This is a genomic window from Nocardia sp. NPDC059228 (genome assembly GCF_042754245.1).
In the GTDB taxonomy this organism is placed as follows: domain Bacteria; phylum Actinomycetota; class Actinomycetes; order Mycobacteriales; family Mycobacteriaceae; genus Nocardia.
Window position 1 is genome coordinate 237,720 of sequence record NZ_JBHZAL010000006.1, and the last position, 18,432, is coordinate 256,151.

Annotated in this window: 15 protein-coding genes; 5 read left to right on the top strand and 10 right to left on the bottom strand. The window is 70.2% G+C overall.

Annotated features, from left to right (window positions below; translation table 11 throughout):
- Positions 1 to 42: 42 nt before the first annotated feature.
- Genes ACFXKA_RS13275 through ACFXKA_RS13285 form a run of 3 tightly spaced genes read right to left on the bottom strand, consistent with a single transcriptional unit; the run spans position 43 to position 6,367 of the window.
- Positions 43 to 2,385, bottom strand: coding sequence for a DUF5682 family protein (locus ACFXKA_RS13275; RefSeq protein ID WP_379427387.1), 2,343 nt, complete (start codon positions 2,383 to 2,385; stop codon positions 43 to 45).
- The gene (locus tag ACFXKA_RS13280) at positions 2,382 to 3,476 is read right to left on the bottom strand and encodes an AAA family ATPase (protein ID WP_379427457.1); all 1,095 of its coding nucleotides are present in this window, start codon (positions 3,474 to 3,476) and stop codon (positions 2,382 to 2,384) included. The genes ACFXKA_RS13275 and ACFXKA_RS13280 overlap by 4 nt, the downstream gene beginning before the upstream one ends.
- A 2-nt stretch (positions 3,477 to 3,478) precedes the next feature.
- Positions 3,479 to 6,367: a DUF5691 domain-containing protein gene (locus tag ACFXKA_RS13285; RefSeq protein ID WP_379427388.1), complete on the bottom strand. Its 2,889-nt coding sequence runs from the start codon at positions 6,365 to 6,367 to the stop codon at positions 3,479 to 3,481.
- Between the two features lie 137 nt (positions 6,368 to 6,504).
- Here ACFXKA_RS13285 and ACFXKA_RS13290 point away from each other — a divergent pair, with 137 nt between their 5' ends.
- The gene (locus tag ACFXKA_RS13290; RefSeq protein ID WP_354833890.1) at positions 6,505 to 6,795 is read left to right on the top strand and encodes a SelT/SelW/SelH family protein; all 291 of its coding nucleotides are present in this window, start codon (positions 6,505 to 6,507) and stop codon (positions 6,793 to 6,795) included.
- Here the strand turns inward: ACFXKA_RS13290 and ACFXKA_RS13295 are convergent.
- The 3 genes from ACFXKA_RS13295 to ACFXKA_RS13305 all read right to left on the bottom strand — a co-directional run bounded on the left by ACFXKA_RS13295 (position 6,792) and on the right by ACFXKA_RS13305 (position 8,816).
- Positions 6,792 to 8,006 (bottom strand): FAD-dependent monooxygenase, encoded by a 1,215-nt coding sequence (locus ACFXKA_RS13295; RefSeq protein WP_379427389.1) that lies wholly within the window; start codon positions 8,004 to 8,006, stop codon positions 6,792 to 6,794. The genes ACFXKA_RS13290 and ACFXKA_RS13295 overlap by 4 nt on opposite strands.
- Positions 8,007 to 8,111: 105 nt before the next feature.
- On the bottom strand, positions 8,112 to 8,477 hold the full coding sequence (locus tag ACFXKA_RS13300; protein ID WP_379427390.1) for a hypothetical protein: 366 nt from the start codon (positions 8,475 to 8,477) through the stop codon (positions 8,112 to 8,114).
- Positions 8,478 to 8,594: 117 nt separating this feature from the next.
- Positions 8,595 to 8,816, bottom strand: a complete 222-nt coding sequence (locus ACFXKA_RS13305) for a zinc ribbon domain-containing protein (protein WP_379427391.1) — start codon at positions 8,814 to 8,816, stop codon at positions 8,595 to 8,597.
- 111 nt (positions 8,817 to 8,927) lie between these two features.
- Between ACFXKA_RS13305 and ACFXKA_RS13310 the strand changes: the two genes are divergently transcribed.
- Positions 8,928 to 10,487: a carboxylesterase/lipase family protein gene (locus ACFXKA_RS13310; protein ID WP_379427392.1), complete on the top strand. Its 1,560-nt coding sequence runs from the start codon at positions 8,928 to 8,930 to the stop codon at positions 10,485 to 10,487.
- Positions 10,488 to 10,519: 32 nt separating this feature from the next.
- Here ACFXKA_RS13310 and ACFXKA_RS13315 read toward each other — a convergent pair whose 3' ends face one another.
- The 3 genes from ACFXKA_RS13315 to ACFXKA_RS13325 form a co-directional block, all read right to left on the bottom strand.
- Positions 10,520 to 11,815 carry a cytochrome P450 gene (locus ACFXKA_RS13315; protein ID WP_379427458.1) on the bottom strand — a complete coding sequence of 432 codons (1,296 nt, stop codon included), beginning with the start codon at positions 11,813 to 11,815 and terminating at the stop codon, positions 10,520 to 10,522.
- A gap of 124 nt (positions 11,816 to 11,939) precedes the next feature.
- Positions 11,940 to 12,656 (bottom strand): TIGR03089 family protein, encoded by a 717-nt coding sequence (locus tag ACFXKA_RS13320; protein ID WP_354833896.1) that lies wholly within the window; start codon positions 12,654 to 12,656, stop codon positions 11,940 to 11,942.
- Complete coding sequence (locus ACFXKA_RS13325) at positions 12,644 to 14,065, bottom strand: LCP family protein (protein WP_379427459.1); 1,422 nt, start codon at positions 14,063 to 14,065, stop codon at positions 12,644 to 12,646. Before ACFXKA_RS13325 ends, ACFXKA_RS13320 begins: the two co-directional genes overlap by 13 nt.
- A 341-nt stretch (positions 14,066 to 14,406) precedes the next feature.
- Here ACFXKA_RS13325 and rfbD point away from each other — a divergent pair, with 341 nt between their 5' ends.
- The 3 genes from rfbD to ACFXKA_RS13340 are packed head-to-tail and all read left to right on the top strand — an operon-like array spanning position 14,407 to position 17,269.
- Positions 14,407 to 15,216, top strand: a complete 810-nt coding sequence (rfbD, locus tag ACFXKA_RS13330) for a dTDP-4-dehydrorhamnose reductase (protein ID WP_379427460.1) — start codon at positions 14,407 to 14,409, stop codon at positions 15,214 to 15,216.
- Positions 15,213 to 16,133: a glycosyltransferase family 2 protein gene (locus ACFXKA_RS13335; protein ID WP_379394200.1), complete on the top strand. Its 921-nt coding sequence runs from the start codon at positions 15,213 to 15,215 to the stop codon at positions 16,131 to 16,133. Before rfbD ends, ACFXKA_RS13335 begins: the two co-directional genes overlap by 4 nt.
- A gap of 44 nt (positions 16,134 to 16,177) precedes the next feature.
- Positions 16,178 to 17,269: an NDP-sugar synthase gene (locus tag ACFXKA_RS13340; RefSeq protein ID WP_354833902.1), complete on the top strand. Its 1,092-nt coding sequence runs from the start codon at positions 16,178 to 16,180 to the stop codon at positions 17,267 to 17,269.
- A gap of 135 nt (positions 17,270 to 17,404) precedes the next feature.
- On the opposite strand, the gene ACFXKA_RS13345 is transcribed toward ACFXKA_RS13340, so the two are convergent.
- Entirely contained in the window at positions 17,405 to 18,385 is a 981-nt protein-coding gene (locus ACFXKA_RS13345) for an ArsR/SmtB family transcription factor (protein WP_379427393.1), read from the bottom strand.
- Between the last annotated feature and the right edge of the window lie 47 nt (positions 18,386 to 18,432).

Consider the following 18,432-nt stretch of genomic DNA (forward strand, 5'->3'; position numbering starts at 1 on the left):
ATCCCCTCGAAAGTTCGGCAACGCCCCGGTTTCGATGTGCAGTCATCCCGCCACTCCGAGGATCTCGGCCGCCCCGCGCATGGCGAGCTCGCCGCGGCCGGTGTCGTAGTCGGTGCGGCGGGCGCCCGAAGCCGTTGGCGCGCCGTGCCGTACGGCCTGGCCGATGGCCTGCCGCTCGCCGGATTCGAACGCTCCGAAGGTCCGGCGCAGCAGCGGCAGGGTGGCGACGAATTGCGCCTCGTCGAGTCCGCACAGCCAATCGTCGATGAGCGACAACAGGTTTCGGTCGTGGACCAGGAGCAGTCCGCGCCCGCCCAGGAAGCCGTCGATCCAGGCAGCCTTGTCGGGAGGGGTGCGCCCGACCGACAGTGCCGCGGATAGTCGGCGTGCGGATTCCGAGCCGTCGATGCGCTCGGCATCGCAGAGCAGGCGGACCGCGCGCCCGACGATCCCGCCGTTGACGTCATCACGATCGGCGAGAGTCTCCAGCGTGGACAGCCAAGTCCCGGTGGCCCATTCGTCGTCACGCGCCGACAGCGCCAGATGGACCGCATCGATCTGAGCCCGCAGCGCGGCGGACGCGTCGGCATCCAGCCCGGTCACCGCGCCCGGCAGACCCGCGCAACTGCGAACCAGCAGACTGTCCGCCACCCGGGTCAGCGCCGCGCTGTCCGTGCCGCGCACATCGCCGTAGCGCACGATCCGCAGCAATCCGGGCAGCGCGGACATCAGATGGGTGACGTCGTGATCCAGTGCCGCAACCGATTCCAGCCGCACGATGAGCCCGTCGGTGGCCCCGCCGAGATCGGCCAGCAGCGCCTCCTCCAGCGCGGACGCCACCTTCCCGACCGTCGCGTCCGGATCCTGCGCCGTATCGAGGATTTTCGCCTCGGCCGCCGACCGCAGCGTGGTGCCCCAGCGCGACGCCTCGACGATCGAGATCGCCAGCTCCGGCCGCCATCGCAGCGTCCAGGTTTCCCGGAAGGTGCCGGTATTGCGCACCTGGCTGTCGGTCAGCCTGCCCCACCCGATGCCCAGCAGCCGGAGCCGGTGCAGCAGTCGCGATCTCGCCAGCCCGCCATCGGTGCGCAGATCCAGATCCACCGTCCGTTCCAGGGCCTGCTGCTTCAGCCGCAGCGTCCTGATCTGGGCCCGCAGATCCGCCTCCAGCGGCACCGTCGGCGTCCCGTCCGGGACCGTCCCCAGCGCCTCGCCCACCACCAGTTCGGTGCTGACCAGACGCAACAGCGTCTCGTCGCCGTCGCACAGCACCGACCGGGTGGCCTCGGTGACCTCCGACAGTCCGGCCAGCGGCCGCCCCCGCAGGGTCGCGAGGGTGTCGGCCAGCCGGACGGATTCGATGATGTGCGCGCTGGACACCGGCAGATCGTGGGCCCGCAGCGTGCCCGCCACCTTGGTCAGCCACCGCGCGATGGGCTGCTCGGTCTCGGTGAACAGGTGGTGGTACCAGCCCGGCGAGGTGATGCCCGCGCCGTAGCCGGACGAGCTCGCCAGCCGCGAATGCGTCCACGGCACCCAGGTCAGTGTGGCCTTGCTCTTCGGCATGCCCTTGAGGACCCGGGCATCGGCCGCGGCCGGTCCCAGCTTGCCCTCCAGTGCCGGCGCGTGCCACGCGCCGCACACCACGGCGAGCCGCCGTGCACCATCCTTCAAGGCCTTTCGCATGATCTGCCGCATGTGCGCCTCACGCCGCAACGTATGCGCGTCCACTGTGATCCGCACCGATTCGATGGAGACCGGTCCATCCTCCGGGAACGGTTCGCCCTCCTCTGCTGTCCCGGACCCCTCGAACGGGACAACGGAATCGGATTCCCGGCCGGTGGTCGCATCGTCCAGGTGCTCGGCGTGCTCCCGCAAGGCGCCCATGGCCTCGTTGACGGCAGCGAAGATATCGGCGTCCGAGGCGGATTCGACGATGGCGTCCCACCAGCGTTCGGCGTCGTCGTACCCGGCGGCGGCCGCCAGGATGGCCAGTGGATCGGTCCGGTCGCCGGGCTCGTCCGCCACCGCGAGCGCGACACTCGCGGGCAGATCGCAGAAGCCCACGGCCACATCGTTGTCCACCGCGTACCGCAGTGCCACCCACTCGGGCGAGAAGGTCGCGAAGGGCCAGAACGCGGCCTTGGCCGGGCTGTCGGGCTGATAGGCGAGCAGCGCCACCGGCGGCGACATCCCCTCGGCCGCAAGGTAACCGATGAGCGGATCGGCGTCGGAAGGCCCCTCGATGAGGATGGCGTCCGGCCGGAACCGAGCCAGCGCCAACGCGAGCGAGCGCGCCGAACCCGGCCCGTGGTGGCGGATGCCGAACACCCGCGTCTCGGTCGACACTCCGGCCTCGGTCGACACCGCGACGGCAGTGGTCATTCGTGGACCTCGCGGCAGGCCCGGTAGAAGTCGGCCCAGTCGGGGCGCTGTCGCACCACGGCCTCCAGGTATTCCGTCCACACCACCTGGTCGGCGACCGGATCCTTGACCACCGCGCCCAGCACCGCGCCCGCGATGTCGGCGGGTCGCAGCACGCCGTCGCCGAAGTGCGCGGCCAGCGCCATGCCATTGGTGATCACCGAGATCGCCTCAGCCGTCGACAGCGTGCCCGTCGGCGACTTGAGTTTGGTGCGCCCGTCCTCGGTCATGCCCGAGCGCAGTTCGCGGAAGACCCGCACCACGCGCCGGATCTCCTCGGCCGCCGCCGGGACGGCGGGCAATTCCAGTGCGGCGCCGAGCTGTTCGACGCGGCGGGTCACGATGGAGACCTCCTCGTCCTCGCCGGCCGGCAGCGGCAGCACCACGGTGTTGAACCGGCGGCGCAGCGCGGAGGAGAGCTCGTTGACGCCGCGGTCGCGGTCATTGGCGGTGGCGATCACATTGAAGCCTTTGGCCGCCTGCACCTCCAAGCCCAGTTCCGGCACCGGCAGTGTCTTCTCCGACAGCACCGTGATCAGCGCGTCCTGGACATCCGAGGGGATGCGGGTGAGCTCCTCGAGCCGCGCGATGGAGCCGGCGCGCATGGCGGTCATGATGGGCGAGGGCACCAGTGCGGCCTCGCTCGGACCCTCGGCCAGCAGCCGGGCGTAGTTCCAGCCGTAGCGGATGGCCTCCTCGGCGGTGCCGGAGGTGCCCTGCACCAGCAGTGTGGAATGCCCGGCGATGGCGGCCGAAAGGTGTTCCGACACCCACGTTTTCGCAGTGCCGGGCACGCCGATCAACAGCAGGGCGCGATCGGTGGCGAGGGTGGCGACCGCGACCTCCATGAGCCGGCGCGGGCCCACGTACTTGGGGGTGATCACGGTGCCGTCGGCCAGCGTGCCGCCCAGCAGGTAGGTGACCACCGCCCACGGCGACAGCTTCCAGGAGGGCGGACGCGGGCGATCGTCGGTGGCGGCCAGGGCCTTCAGTTCGTCGGCGAAGGCCTGTTCGGCGTGCGGGCGCAGCAGGGCGTCCTGTTCCTGAGTCATGGTCACTGCAGCTCCTCGAGCATCGTCTTGCGGTCGATGAGGTCATGGGCGAGCTGGTCGAAGGCCTGCTCCCAGTACGGATCCGCGCACCGGCGGGCGATACCGGACACCATGCCCGCCACCGCCACCGGGAAGTGAGCGGACGCCGCGCGGAACAGCGTCCGATAGGAGCCTGGCACCAGGCTGGGCGCACCCGGCCGGTCGGCACACAGCTGGGCGCGCTCGGTGAGCAGCCGCAGCACGTGCTCGGCCATCGGGCCGGGCCACGGATGCGGCATGGCGCGCAACATGGATTCGATCTCGGCCAGCCAGCTGGAATCCAGGCCACGCAGGTAGCGCACCTGATCGGCCTCCGGCTGGAGCGCGAACAGCTCGCGCAGCTTGTCGGTGTCGGCGTCGCGGGCGTCCGCGCCGGAGACGGCCCCGAACAGCGCCCGGGCCCACTCCGGATTCCGTTGTGCCAGCGCGGCATCCGACCAGCCCGCGATCATGGGGCCGCGCATGCCCTCGGCCATGGGCACCCGCACCGCCTCCGCGGCCGGGCCGAGCAGCCGCTCCCAGTGCCGCAGCGGCGTGGCGGCCACCACCCGGTGCAGCCATTCGGTGGACAGATCGGGGGCGCCGTCGGCGCGATAGGCGGTGTAGCCGAAGGAGTCTCCGACACCGTCGCGCCGGGCCTCCTCGTCGAGGACGCCCGGACCGGTGGTGACCAGCTGCGGCCGCACCGGACGGGAACCGAAACTCAGCCAGGCCGCGGCCCGGCCGGCCATCCGCCGCGCGAAGGCCGAATCCGGCAGCCGCCCCAGCAGATCCGCGGCCAGCCGGCGCACCTCAGCGCGCCGGTCGTCGAGGGCGGTCTCCAGCAGCGCCTCGTCATCGAGTGAGAGGCCGTCCGCCAGCACCGCCAGCAGTTCGGCCTTGCCCGGCCCGGACTCGGTGCCCCAGGACGCCGCCAGCGCCGCCCGCGCGGCCGCCGCATCCCGCTGTCGCAGCTGCGACAGCCAGCTGCGCCGCTCCGCGGCCCGGCCGTGCGACCACACGCTCTCGTCCTCGGCGGCGGCCCGCACCAGCGACTTCCAGCCGGGATGCTGCGCGGCCAGCCAGCGACCCCGCGCACCCGCCAGCCGCAGCAGCGGTTCCCGATGCGACGCCAGCGCCTTGGCCCGATCCAGCAGGCCGCTGACCATTGCGTCCGGAGCGCGGAAGTCCCGCGGCCCGGCCAGCGCGAACCACTCGTCGAGGAACGGCGAATTGTCGGCCAGCAGGTGGGTCAGCCGCGCACCCGCCGCGACCGGCAGCAACCGCCGTTCGTCATCGGCCGCGGCCGCGCTGCGCTCCGCCGAGGTGGCCGAGACGCCGCCGCGTGCGAAACAGTCCTGCAGCGCAATCGATTCCAGCAGGACCGCGGCCCGATCCCCGGTCAACGCGGTCGTCGCGGCGGCAACCGGCGACGCCAATCCCGACAGGTCGGCCTGACGTCGCGCCGTGCCGACGAGCGCCGCCGAAACCAGCTCGGCACTCGCGGTATCCTCGACGCCACCTCGGATCGGCATCGGATTTCCCTGTGCCACACCGACATCCACCATGGTCCCGGCGGCGAGTGCCGCAACCGGCACCAACCCGTCCACCGTCCACTCGCCGATCACCGTGACCGGATGCCCACCGGAGAGCCCGAGCAGTCGCCACGGCTCACCTTCGGCTGTCGACACCGGCAGTGCGTCGCCACCGGATTCCGCTATGTACCAGCCCTTTTCACCACGAACGGGCACGACCTCGGCCAGCAGCACCGGCCACGACCGCAGAAACGGATCGGCCCCCAACGCCCGCGCCTGCTCGGCGAGAGCGGCGGCGATGGTGCCGTTCCGGTCCGGGGAACCGGCCATGTGCAGCGGGATGGTGGTGAAGGGTTCTGGGATGTCTTCGTGGCGGTCGCCCCAGAGGGCGCGCAGGGGTGCGGCGCTCGGGTAGAAGTGGAGGTTCGCGTCCACCTGGAAGCCGGGGGCCGGGGTGTCGTTCGGGAAGGCGGGGCTGCCGTAGTGGTGGTCGACGAGCAGAGCCCAGCGACCGGATGCGCGGCCGCGCAACCAGACTCGGCGGGTGTAGAGGCCGTCTTCGGTGGTGATCCGGATGCCCAGGACCAGCCAGCGGTCACGAACCGCCGGTTCGGCGCGGACCGTGTCGGCCGGCGTGGGGTACCCGATGTGGGTGCGCACGCTGGCGCGCAGGCCGGGGGAGAGGGCGTCGAGACGGGCGTGCGCGGCGGTCAGCAAGTGCAGGCGGGCGTATTCGCGCAGCAGCAGCCGAGGCCATTCGGAATGGGTGGTGGCGAGCGGCAACTGGCGCAGGGTCGCGGCGATGCCGGGAGCCTGCGCGTCGACCATGCGGGCCGCCACCGTCTCGAAGGCCCGGATCGAGCGATCCGACTGCGCGAGGCCGGTGCGCACCTGGTCGGTGAGCCAGATGTCCAGATCGGCCAGACCCGCGGTGACCCGGACGCGGCGCTGATCGGCGGCAGCCCCGGCGCCGCGGGCGGGCTTGGCCTCGGGCGCGGCCTGCTTCTCAGCGCGGGCGGCCCGGCCGGCCAGCCAGTCGGCGGCGAAATCGGCCGCTGTGTCCGCGGCGGGCACGTCACCCGCACTCCACGACAACAAAAGGGACAGTGCGTGTTTGCACGGAAACTTGCGACTCGGGCAGGTGCATTTGTACGCGGGCCCCGACAGATCCACGATGGTCTGATACGGTCGGCTGCCGCTGCCCTGGCACAGTCCCCACAGCGCGGTGTCGTGAATGCCGGTGCCGCTCCATTTGCCACGCAACGTGCGCGCGGCGGTCAGCGCTGCGGCGTCCGGTGCGAGCGATCCGACGTGATCGGCGGTCCAAGCGGTGGTCATCCATCCCCCCTTCCTCGGTTGAGCAAAGTTGTATCCGAGGGCACCGACAGATCCGGGCCATGATCGGGCCCGCTCCAACAACCACGAGCGGGCCCGCTCCAACGGCCGCGCGGGGCCGGCCCGGTAAGGTCGCGGACATGCCCCGCGTCGCGATCGAATACTGCACGCAGTGCCGCTGGCTGCTCCGCGCGAGCTGGATGGCTCAGGAGTTGCTCACCACCTTCGCCACCGACCTGTCCGAGGTCGCCCTCATCCCCGGCGAGGGCGGCGTCTTCCGCATCACCGTCGACGGTGACCAGATCTGGGAACGCAAGGCCGACGGCGGTTTTCCCGATATCGCCATCCTCAAGCAGCGCGTCCGCGACCGGGTGGCGCCCGGCCGCTCGCTCGGCCACGCGGACAAGAAGGACACCGAACCGGCGAGCTAGCGGCTCGAGCGGGGCGCCATCGCGAGCTCCCCACGGCGGGCAGCCCGCCGCCACCGCTGTCCGGAGTCGATGGCACGCCTGATCTTGCGCACACTGGGTACCTGTGTGAGCAGGTGCAGCTGATACCGCCACGGCATTTGCCGCCCGTGCCGGACCGACATCGCATAGGCGAACTGCACGGCGCCGCGATCGAGATACCGGTCGGCGTGTTCGAACCAGACCATGCTGGTACGGGCGGCGGCCTGTATCGGGCGCAGTGCAGCGCGCCGCTGCGCATCGTAATTCTTCAGTGCGTCGGCGACCTCGGCATGCTCGTACAGGTTCTGTGCGAGCACGACAGCGTCGACGATTGCCAACCGGGTGCCCGAGCCGATGGTGAAGTGCGTCGTGTGCGCCGCATCGCCGAGCAGCACCACGTTGTCGTGATACCAGGTCTTGTTGGTCACCTCGGGAAAGCGGCTCCACCTTGCGAATTCGCCTCGTGTCTTGCTGATCAACGAGTGACCGTCGAGAGGGCGGCCGAATATGTTCTCCAGAACCCGCACGTTCTCCAGATTGTCCAGGGAATCGAATCCCAGTCCATGCCAAGTCCGCGGTTGGCATTCGACGATGCAGGTGCTGATTCTCCCGGCAATCGACGGGTAGGCGTGAAACCAGATCCAACCGGCCGAGGTGTGTTCGAAGGCGAAGGTGAATCGGGTGAAGACCTTGTCCGTGCCGAGCCAGATATATCGATTCTCGCCGAGTGTGACCGACGTGCCGAAACGATGATCACCCAGCTGTCGTATCCGGCTGTTCGCGCCGTCGGAGGCGACGATGAGATCGAAATCGTCGAAGCCGGACAGATCATCCACGTTTCGCCCGTGCTGGACATCGACGCCCAGGTCCCTCGCCCGTCGCGAAAGTACGTCGAGCAAGGCCGCGCGTCCCATGCTGAACCCGTAGCCCCCGAAATGCGCGGTCTCGTTGTCGCCCACATGGATTGCCTGTTCACGCCATACGACCGACCCGGCACGCACCGCCTGGGCGCTGTCGGGGTCATTCCGATACAGAATGTCGAGCAGGTCGTCCCAATACACGACGCCCCAGCCATAGGTGGACCCGGGAGGATCGCGGTCGATCACCGTGATGTCATGGGCCGGGTCGCGGCGCTTCATCGAAATAGCGAAGTACAACCCGGCCGGCCCGCCACCGACACACACGATCTTCATCTCGTCACCGGCTCCAGCCGAGTTGGTCGAACCTGGCTTCACATGGGTGGTACTCGATGCGACCGAGCCCGGCACGCTGTGCGTGTCCGGGCTCGATCACCAGCGCTAGAAGCTGCCCCAGCCACCGGGTAGCCACCAGCCGGGATTCCATCCCCAGCCGTTGCCGCCACCCCAACCCCAGCCACCGCCACCCCAACCCCAGCCGCCGCCACCCCAACCCCAGCCGCCACCGCCCCAGCCGTGGCCGCCGCCCCAGCCGGGGCCGTTTCCCCAGCCGTGGCCGCCGCCCCAGCCATGGCCGCCGCCCCAACCAGGGCTGTCGACTTGCTGGGTTACAGACGTTGGCGTGGTTGCTTGCGCGGTAGGCGCTTTTGCCGCGGCTGCGGCGACCGGAATCGCGGCGAGTGCGGCTATACCGGCGGCAGCCGCCAGCCGGGTGAACCTTGTGCGTGAACTCTTTCTCTCGGTCATGATAGGGCTCCAGAAATGCTGTCCCGACCTGCTGGAAGTCTACGCGGTTTCGCTGAACTCCAGAAGACATAGCATTGGCCCATATATAATGCCCGCCGCGTCCCGCCGGCCGCCGGCTCAGCTACAGCAGCCGCCCCCACAGCAGCCGCCACCGCTCGACGGGGCCGGCGTGGGTGCGGGGGCGGTGCCGCCGCGAGTCACGGTCCCGAAGGTGGTCAGGAGTTTGACGGTGTCGTCATGGCCCTCCGGGCAGCTCGCAGGGGCGGACGCCTCGGCCATGGGACGGGTCAGGTCGAAGGTGTCGCCGCAGCTGCGGCATCGATACGCATAGCTCGGCACCCGCCCAGCGTAAACGACGCCCGGGCGTACCGGCGGCGCGCTGACGTCGATCCCGCGGTGCACCCGGGACCACCCAGTACCCTCGATTTACGGAGTACGAGGAGGTGTGGTGTGAGCACTCGATTCTTCGACAGGCTGTCGGAACGTAATGGCGCGCCGGTTGCGCGGACCGCGAACGGCGAGGTGTCCGGTGTGCTGGACGGTGCGGTGGCGCTGTGGCGCGGCATTCCCTACGGCGCCAGCACGGCCGGGCCCAATCGCTTCCGATTGCCCCAGCCCCCGCAATCCTGGACCGGCGTCCGCGAATGCGTGCGTGTCGGTGACGTCGCACCGCAGACCCCGGGCTTCGTGCCCGTCGACGCCAACCTGCGCATGGGCGAGAACTGTCTCTGGCTCAATCTCTGGGCCCCGGTCGCCGACGCGGACGAACTCCGCCCGGTCCTGGTGTGGCTGCACGGCGGGGCCTTCTGCTTGGGCACCGCCGCCCAGGCCATCTACGACGGGCGGCGGCTGGCCGAGACCGGTGACGTGATCGTGGTCGCGGTCAACTATCGGCTCGGCGCACTGGGTTTCCTCGACCTGTCCTCGCTCGGCGAGGAATTCGTCCCGAATCTGGGCCTGCACGACCAGATCGCCGCCCTGCAGTGGGTGCGCGACAATGCCGCGGCCTTCGGCGGCGATCCGGGCAATGTCACCATCTTCGGCGAATCCTCCGGCGCGGGCTGTGTCACCGCGCTGCTCACCTCACCGCTGTCGGCGGGCCTGTTCCATCGCGCCATCGCCCAATCCCCGCCCGCCACCACGGTTTTCGGGCCCGAACGCGCCGCCGTGGTGGCCAAGCGCTATCTGGAACTGCTGGAGCTGACCCCCGACCATTCGGCCGAGCTGCTCACCATGCCCATCGAACGCATCGTGACCGCCGCCGGCGCCCTGCTCGACGAGGTGCCGCTGCGCGAACCCGGCCGGCTGGCCGCCGCGCCCGTGGTGGACGGCAACCTGCTGCCCGCGTACCCGAGCGAGCGCTTCCAGCAGGGCCGTTCGCACCGGGTGCCGCTGATCATCGGCACCAACAAGGACGAGGCCTCGCTGTTCCGGCTGTTCCGCTCGCCCATCATGCCGGTCACCCCGGACGCGGTGAACGCCATGCTGCGCGGGGTGGCCGCCGAACACCCCGGCCTGTCACCGGAGCGGCTGGCCGAGATCGCCTCCGCCTATGAATCCAGCACCCCGCGCGGCGCGCTCACCATGTCCACCGACGCCGCCTTCCGCATGCCCTCGCACTGGGTGGCCGACGCGCATTCGGCGCACTCGCCGACCTGGATGTACCGCTTCGACCACGCCACCCCGATGCTCAAGGCCGCCCGGGTCGGCGCCGGCCATGCCACCGAATTGCCCTATGTCTTCGGCAATTTCGGCTCCTTCGACTACGACCCCACCTTCTGGCTGGGCGGACGCAAAGCGGCACAGGAGGTTTCGGGCCGCATGATGCGCCGCTGGCTGGCCTTCGCGGAATACGGCGTGCCCGCCGCCATCGACGGCTCCAAGCACTGGCCGCCCTACAGCGCCGCGACCCGCACCACCCTGGTCATCGACAATATGGACCGGGTCATCGACGACCCCGACCGCGATCGCAATACCGTGTGGGGCGACGACGTGGTCGGGTTCTACTGAGCCACAACGGATCACACGGTGGGCACAATCGATCACACAGTGGCGGTGGCGCGCCGGCCCAGCCGGGCGGGCATGTGCGCGTAGCCGTGCAGGGTGTAGAGCCGGCGGCGTTCGGGCGTGCTCGCCAGGGTGAGATCGGGGAAGTTGTCGAACAGCGCGCGTAGCGCGTACGCGCCCTCCATCCGGGCCAGGCTCGCACCCAGACAGGTGTGGATGCCGCTGGAGAACGTCAGGTGTTCGCGGGCATCGGCGCGGGTGATGTCGAAGCGGTTGGGGTCCTCGAACTTCTTCGGATCCCGGTTCGCGCCCGCCAGCGACATCACGAGCACCGTGCCCGCCGCGAGCCGGAAATCACCGACCTCGGCGTCGCACAGGGCGATTCGCGCGGTCATGGTGACCGGTGGGTCGAAGCGCAGGATCTCGTCCACGGCCTGCGGCCACAGGTCCGGGTCCGCGCGCAGCATGGCCAATTGCTCGGGATGCGAGAGCAATTGGACGATGCCGTTGCCGATCAGGTTGACGGTGGTCTCGAACCCCGCGCCCATCAGTAGGCTCGCCGTCGCCTTGAGCTCGCGCTCGTTCAGTTCCCCGGCCGTCACCAGGCTGGAGAGGATGTCCTCGCCGGGCGCGCGCCGCAGTTCGGCCAGGTGTTCGTTCAGATAGCTGTCCATGACACCCATGGCCGTGTAGGCATCGCGCCACGACCGCCAGGAGATGCCGATGTCCAGTAGCGGGCTGGCCGCGTCACCCCAGCTGAGGAACTCGTCGCGGGAGGCCTGCGGGAAACCCAGCATCTCGGTGATGATGGCGATCGGTACCTGCTGGGCGAAATCCGCGATGAGGTCGGCGGAGCCGTTCGGCGGCAGCGCGTCCAGCAGCTCGGCGGTCACCGACTCCACCCGGTCGCGCAGCCGGCCGACGGCGCGCGGGGTGAAGGCCGCCGACACCGACTTGCGGATGCGGGTGTGATCCGGCGGATCGATCATCAGCATCGACGGCGGTTCGACCGGATTGGGCGGGGTCTGCGCCCGCTTCAGCCGATCGCGCAGCCACGCCGGCATATCCACGCCATCGGGCCCGAATGCGCCGAAGCGATTGTCACGCAGGATGGCCCGGGTCAGCTCGTAGTCGGCGCTGGCCCAGGTGTACGGGTTGTGCACCAGGCGGCCGCGGCGGCGAATCTCCTCGATATGCGGATACGGGTCGTGCAGCGCGTCCGAGGTGGTGATCAGTTTCGCGAACGGGTTGTCCTGCCGCGCCTGCAGTCGCAGCGCCCACCGCGGGGCGCCGTGCTCGACCAGCCACCGGGTCCAATATCGCGGACTCATCATCGCGGGACTCCCTCGTCGTCGGATGATTCCACCGTACGGAAACCGCCGCGGACGAGAAACATCCCGAGGAGGGAAAAGGCCCTCCTACCGCGGTAGGAGGGCCTTACTCGGAAAGGCGTGCTCAGCGGCGCTGGGCGGTCACCCGCTCCGATGTCAGGCGGCGTTCCTGCGCGGCCGGGTCGGGATTGGCGACCTGGACCAGCGAGGCGCCCGCGGCCAGTACCGCCACGAACCCGTCGACGAGTTCGGCCGGGGTGTCCCAGGACGCGGTCGACAGCACCCGGTCCTCGGCGGTGAAGCCCTGGCGGGCAGCGGATTTGCGGGCCTCGTCGAGGACGGCGGAGACCGAGGTGCCGTCGAGCGCGCAGCCGATGCCGCGCGGATGGAACTGGTCGCCGTGCACGCGCACCGCGGTGGCGTAGTCGGTGACGCCGATCGGCAGATCGCGCACCGGCATGCCCATCGGATCCAGGGAGAGGGCGGCGACCTCCGCGATCCCGTCGGCCTCGTCGATGCGGTCGGCGGTGACCAGCGCCAGCTCGGCGTCGGGATCGGCGTGCAGCACCACCTCCACACCCGCCCACCAGCAGCCCAGCAGCACGGCCGCGGTCTGCCAGTGCGCCGGGAGCAGCACCGCGACCCGGGCGCCGGAGGACAGCCCGAATTCGTCGCGAATCATATTGGCGGTCTTGGCCGCCCAGTTGGCCAGCGTCAGCGCGGACAGCTCGATCCGCGCGCCGGTGGCGTCGTCGTAGTAGGTGATGCGCGGGCCCGCGGGGTCGCGGGCGAGGATGGGGTCGAGTACCGCTTCGGTGAGGGTCTCGTTCAATTCACGCATTTCGGTCCGTTCGTACCGGCGTCGATGGGTGGGGCGGGCGGCACCGGCGTCGCGGTCGTACTGCTTCCGGAGAAGTCGAAGGAGGCGCTGCCGGTCGCCGAACCCGGACCAGCGTAGTCAGTCGCCAGCACCACGCGAACCGCCCCCTCGGGCAATCCCGACTCCGCCATCACCGGCAGCCCGCCCAGCGCCTGCGCCACCGCCCGCGCCTTGGCGTCGCCGCCCGAGGCCGCCAGCACCCGGCTGCTCTGGATCGGGCCGCCGATCCAGTTGTCCACCGTCCCGGTGCGGAAACCCTTGGCCGCCAATGCCTGCGCCGCCTGCGCGGCCAGGCCGGCGGTGCCCGAGGCGTTGTAGACGTCGACGGTCACCGTGAACGGGTCCACCCCGCCCTCGTTCGGGGCGTCGTCGCCGACAGCCCTGGCCACGTACTTGCGCACCGCCGCCGGATCCACCCGGACCACGGATTCGCCGTTCTCGGTCCAGCCGTTGAGGTCCTTGACCGGGATGGTCTCGAACTTCACCTGGCCGCCGGACAGGTCCTGCAGCTCGTGCAGGAAGCCGAGCACATCCCAGCCGTCGTCGAGCACGACGGTGCGGCCGACGGCGTCGCTGAGATCCTCGAGCCGGCTGGGACTGGTGAGCGTCTTGGCGCTGAGCACCTGGTGCACGAGCTGCGCCATGTACACCTGCTGGCGCACGATCCGGTCCACGTCGCCACGTGGCAGCTGGTGGCGCTGGCGCACGAAGCTCAAAGCGTGTGCGCCATCGAGCTTCTGCTCCCCGGCGGGGAAGTCCGCGCCCGAAAGCGGTTCGTCCACCGGATTGTTCAGGCACACCTCGACGCCGCCGACGGCATCGGTGAGCAGCACGAACCCCAGCAGCCCGACCTCGGCGTAGTGGTCGACGTTGATGCCGGTGAGGTTGGCCACCGTCTTGACCAGCGCCTGCCGCCCGGCCTCCGTCGACTGCCGATCGGCCTCGGCCGGATCGGTGCCCTTGTCGATCAGCTTCTGCTCCGTGGTCGCCTTGGTGATGCCGTAGGCGGAGTTGATCTTTCCCATGCCCACCCCGGGGATGTCGACGTAGGAGTCGCGGGGGATGGAGATGGCGGTCGCGGAGCTGCCGTCGTTGGGCACCCGGATGAGCACGATGGTGTCGGTGTTGAGCCCGCCCTCGCCGTCGTCGCCGGCGTGCAGCATGGCCAATTCAGCGGCGGTGAGCGAGTTTCCGTGGGCGTCGGTGCGGGAGTCGATGCCGACCATCAGGATGTCGGTCGCGCCGTCGGCCTTGTCGCCGCCGAGCCCCAGATTGCCGATCCGCTCGATGCCCGCCACCAGCTGATCCACGCTGTGCCAGCCCAATCCGGTCACCGTCAGCACCAGCGCCGAGAGCACGGCGGCCAGCACGCGGCCCGGACCGCCGCCCCATAGCTCGCGCGATCCCGTACCGGAGCGCGGCGATAACGGCGCGGATGCCCAGGTGCGGTCCGGCAACCCGATCTCCCTTTCGCGTCTTCGGCCGAGCGGACCCCGATGAGCGAGGTCGCGTCGATGGGAAGCCCCCGTCAGTCAGGCTAGTGGCGGTAGCGGCGATGTTGCCGTATCGCCGGCTCCGTGAGTCGTGCGGGGTCCGTGCCAGACTGGCAGCCGTGACCGCCCATGACGTGAGCCCGACCACCGGCCGACCGCGCCCGGATTTCGCGCGACTGCTGGTGACGGGGGCGCGCGGTCAGCTCGGGCGCGCAGTGATGAGGCTCGCACCCGGCGCGCGTGGCGTGGCTCACACCGATCTCGACATCACCGACGCCGATGCCGCGCGCAAGCTGGTGAATCCCGGTGACGTGCTGATCAACTGCGCCGCCTACACCGCCGTCGACCGGGCCGAGACCGACGTGGACGCCGCCTTCGCGGTGAATGCCACCGGGCCGGGCGTGCTGGCCCGGGTGTGCGCCGAGAACGGCGCGCGGCTGATCCACGTCTCCACCGACTACGTCTTCCCCGGCACCGGCACGCACCCGTACGAACCGGACGATCCGACCGGCCCGGCCACCGTCTACGGACGGTCGAAACTGGCTGGGGAGCAAGCGGTTCTGGAGTTCGCGCCCGAGGCGGACATCGTGCGCACCGCGTGGGTCTACACCGGCGCGGGCGCCGACTTCGTGGCCACCATGCGACGGCTGGAAAGCGAGCGCGACACCATCACCGTGGTGCGCGACCAGATCGGGTCGCCCACCTACGCGCGCGATCTCGCGGCCGGCCTGCTGGAACTGGCGAGCCGGCCCGGCAATCCCACGACACCCCGAATCCTGCACGCCACCAATGCCGGACAGGCCAGTTGGTTCGAGCTCGCCCGGGCCGTCTTCGCCGGTCTCGGCGCGGACCCGGAACGTGTACTGCCCTGCGGCACCGAGGATTTCCCGAGACCCGCTCCGCGCCCGGCATATTCGGTCCTTTCGGGCAATTCGTGGTCCGCCGCGGGCCTGGCGCCGCTGCGTCACTGGAAGCAGGCACTGAACGACGCACTGACCGCCATCTCCGACTATCCTGGGCCCCCGTGAGCCCCTCGGATTCTGTCGGACAACCCCCCGCCGCGGAGAAAAAACCGCAGCTGGCCGTTGTCACGGTGACCTACTCGCCCGGCGAGCACCTGGAACACTTCATCAGCACGCTGGCCACCGCCACCGGTGAGAAGCCGCAGGTCATCCTGGCCGACAACGGCTCGGTGGACGGCACCCCGGAAATGGCCGCCGAGGCCAACGCCCACGTGCGCCTGCTGCGCACCGGCGGCAATATCGGCTACGGCGGCGCCATCAACCGCGCGGTCGCCGAGATCGACCCGGACATCGAATTCATCGTCATCGCCAACCCGGACGTACGCTGGGGCACCGACTCCATCGACGAGCTGCTGGCCGCGGCCCGCCGCTGGCCGCGCGCCGGGGCCCTGGGCCCGATGGTGCTCGAGCCGGACGGCAGCACCTACCCGTCCGCGCGCTCGGTGCCCGGCATCGCCGACGGCGCCGGCCACGCCATCCTGGGCAGCATCTGGCCCAAGAACCCGTGGACCCTGCGCTACCGCCAGGACAACGAGGAGATCTCCGAGCGTTCGGTCGGCTGGCTGTCGGGCTCGTGCCTGCTGGTGCGCCGGGCCGCCTTCGACTCCATCGACGGTTTCGACTCCCGCTACTTCATGTACATGGAGGACGTCGACTTCGGTGATCGGATGGGCAAGGCCGGCTGGCACAATGTCTTCGTGCCGTCCGCGGAGGTCACGCACGCCAAGGGGCATGCCGCGGGTCGTCACCCGGAGACCATGCTGCCCGCGCACCACGCCAGCGCCTATCGTTTCCAGGCCGACCGGCATCCGCACTGGTGGCAGGCTCCGCTGCGCATCGCGCTGAAGGCTGGACTTGCGATCCGATGCCGGCTTGCGGTTCGATCCGCACTGCGCGAACGTGATCGAAACGAGAGTGTTTAACATCGCGGGCGCGCATTCCTGACAACCTGACAACAGGGGAGAAGATGGCGAACAGCGGTAGTACCGCCGGGTCGACGGACGCGGTGATCCTGGTCGGAGGCCAGGGCACCCGCCTGCGTCCGCTGACCTTGTCCGCCCCCAAGCCGATGCTGCCCACGGCCGGACTGCCGTTCCTGCAGCATCTGCTGGCCCGCATCGCCGATGCCGGCATCACCCACGTGGTGCTCGGCACCTCCTACAAGGCGGAGGTGTTCGAGGAGCACTTCGGTGACGGCTCCGACCTCGGCCTCGAGCTCGAATACGTCACCGAGACCGAACCGCTGGGCACCGGCGGCGGCATCCGCAATGTGCTGCCCAAGCTGCGCGCCGACACCGTCCTGGTGTTCAACGGCGACGTGCTCGGCGGCACCGACCTCGGCAGCGTCCTCGAGACCCACCACACCTCCGGCGCGGATGTCACCCTGCACCTGGTGCGTGTGAGCGACCCCCGCGCCTTCGGCTGCGTCCCCACCGACGAGAACGGCCGGGTCACCGCGTTCCTGGAGAAGACCCAGGATCCGCCGACCGATCAGATCAACGCGGGCTGCTACGTCTTCCGCCGCGAGTACATCGAGAAGATCCCCGCCGGCCGTCCGGTCTCGGTCGAGCGGGAGACCTTCCCGTCCCTGCTCGCCGAGGGCGCGCACATCCAGGGTCACGTGGACATCTCCTACTGGCGTGACATGGGCACCCCCGAGGACTTCGTCCGCGGCTCGGCCGACCTGGTCCGCGGCATCGCCCCGTCCCCGGCCCTGCCGGGCCAGCGCGGCGAATCCCTGGTCCACCCCGGCGCGGGTATCGCCCCCGGCGCCCTCCTCATCGGCGGCACCGTCGTCGGCCGCGGCGCCGAGGTCGGCGCGGGCGCCCGCCTCGACGGCGCGATCCTCTTCGACGGCGCGCGCGTGGAAGCCGGTGCCACCGTGGAGCGTTCGATCATCGGCTTCGGCGCCCGCATCGGCCCGCGCGCCCTGGTCCGCGACGCCGTCATCGGCGACGGCGCCAACGTCGGCGCCCGCTGCGAACTCCTCCGCGGCGCCCGCATCTGGCCCGGCGTCGACATCCCCGACGGCGGCATCCGCTTCTCCACCGACGTCTGACCCCGCCAACCCTACCGGCCGTCCACCTCCCGAGGCGGACGGCCGATCACGTTCCGGCAGTTCGACATTCGCCACGTAGCGGTCGCCATACACTGTCCATCGCGGGCGACGATAACGTCCGATCGCGGACCGCGATCACTCCGAAGCGAGTGCGGCCAGCAGGGATTCGCCGCGCGGCGTGAGGTGGTAGACGACGTTTCGGCCCGTGCGGGCGCCGGCGATGATGCCCGCGTCGCGCAGTACGGCGAGGTGGGCGCCGACAGTGCCGAGGGAGATGTCGAGCAGGGCGGCCAGCTGGGTGCTGGTGGCGGGGGCCGTCAGTTCGCGGGTGACGCGGGCGCGACCGGGGCCGAGCAGGGTGGCGAGCGGGTCGGAATCGGGGGCAGGCATGGGGGCGGCGGTGCCGCGGGCCTGGTAGACCAGGGCGTAGGCGGGCGGATTGTCGCAGGTCCACCAGCCGCCCGGGGTAGTGCGGGGGACGAAGATCAGGCCTTCCCCGGTGATGTCGAGGTCAGGATAGTCCTGGTTGCTGAAGCGGATGGCGGTTTCGGCGGCGGACCAGATGGGTTTGGCGCGCAGTGAGGCGATGGCCTCGTGCCAGCCGTGGTCGGCGACCAGTCCGGCGCGAAAGGTGATGTCGCGGTCCAGGATCGCGCGCCGGCGCGCCCAGTCCGGGGCGACCAGCGCGGTCCACGCGTGCTCGAAAACGGCGGCGACGCGCGGTCCCAGATTGTCCAGCGTCAGCCAGCCGGTGTCCGGTTCTGCCCAGCACGCCGTCAGTGAATCGCGGATCTCGGCCCGCACCAGATCATCGGAATAGGCTGCGACCGAGGCCAATTCGTCGGCCAGGCGGGTGTTCATCCCACCGGTGGGCGGGATGGCGACGAAGGACGGGAACCATTTGGTGGCGGCGACCAGCGGCACCAGCCCGGCGGCCACCGGATCGCGATCCAGCCATTCCGAAAGAGCGGGCCGGAGGCGGGCATGCCGGTCCGAGTAGGCCGGATCGGTGTTCGGCCGGTGCAGGGCGATGAGCGTGCCGAGCGTTTCGGCCAGGGGTGACAGGGCGAAGCGGCACCGCGTCAGCGCGACCGCATTCAATCTGAGCAAGGTCATGTTTCGCCTTTCTCCGAAGCGTTAGCCTAGCGAGCCCCCGCCTGATG

What these genes read in the sequence shown, in the direction of transcription:
- ACFXKA_RS13275 (WP_379427387.1), bottom strand. Translation starts at nt 2,385, where the DNA reads ATGACCACTGCCGTCGCGGTGTCGACCGAGGCCGGAGTGTCGACCGAG.
- ACFXKA_RS13280 (WP_379427457.1), bottom strand. Translation starts at nt 3,476, where the DNA reads ATGACTCAGGAACAGGACGCCCTGCTGCGCCCGCACGCCGAACAGGCC.
- ACFXKA_RS13285 (WP_379427388.1), bottom strand. Translation starts at nt 6,367, where the DNA reads ATGACCACCGCTTGGACCGCCGATCACGTCGGATCGCTCGCACCGGAC.
- ACFXKA_RS13290 (WP_354833890.1), top strand. Translation starts at nt 6,505, where the DNA reads ATGCCCCGCGTCGCGATCGAATACTGCACGCAGTGCCGCTGGCTGCTC.
- ACFXKA_RS13295 (WP_379427389.1), bottom strand. Translation starts at nt 8,006, where the DNA reads ATGAAGATCGTGTGTGTCGGTGGCGGGCCGGCCGGGTTGTACTTCGCT.
- ACFXKA_RS13300 (WP_379427390.1), bottom strand. Translation starts at nt 8,477, where the DNA reads ATGACCGAGAGAAAGAGTTCACGCACAAGGTTCACCCGGCTGGCGGCT.
- ACFXKA_RS13315 (WP_379427458.1), bottom strand. Translation starts at nt 11,815, where the DNA reads ATGAGTCCGCGATATTGGACCCGGTGGCTGGTCGAGCACGGCGCCCCG.
- ACFXKA_RS13320 (WP_354833896.1), bottom strand. Translation starts at nt 12,656, where the DNA reads ATGCGTGAATTGAACGAGACCCTCACCGAAGCGGTACTCGACCCCATC.
- rfbD (WP_379427460.1), top strand. Translation starts at nt 14,407, where the DNA reads ATGAGGCTCGCACCCGGCGCGCGTGGCGTGGCTCACACCGATCTCGAC.
- ACFXKA_RS13340 (WP_354833902.1), top strand. Translation starts at nt 16,178, where the DNA reads ATGGCGAACAGCGGTAGTACCGCCGGGTCGACGGACGCGGTGATCCTG.
- ACFXKA_RS13345 (WP_379427393.1), bottom strand. Translation starts at nt 18,385, where the DNA reads ATGACCTTGCTCAGATTGAATGCGGTCGCGCTGACGCGGTGCCGCTTC.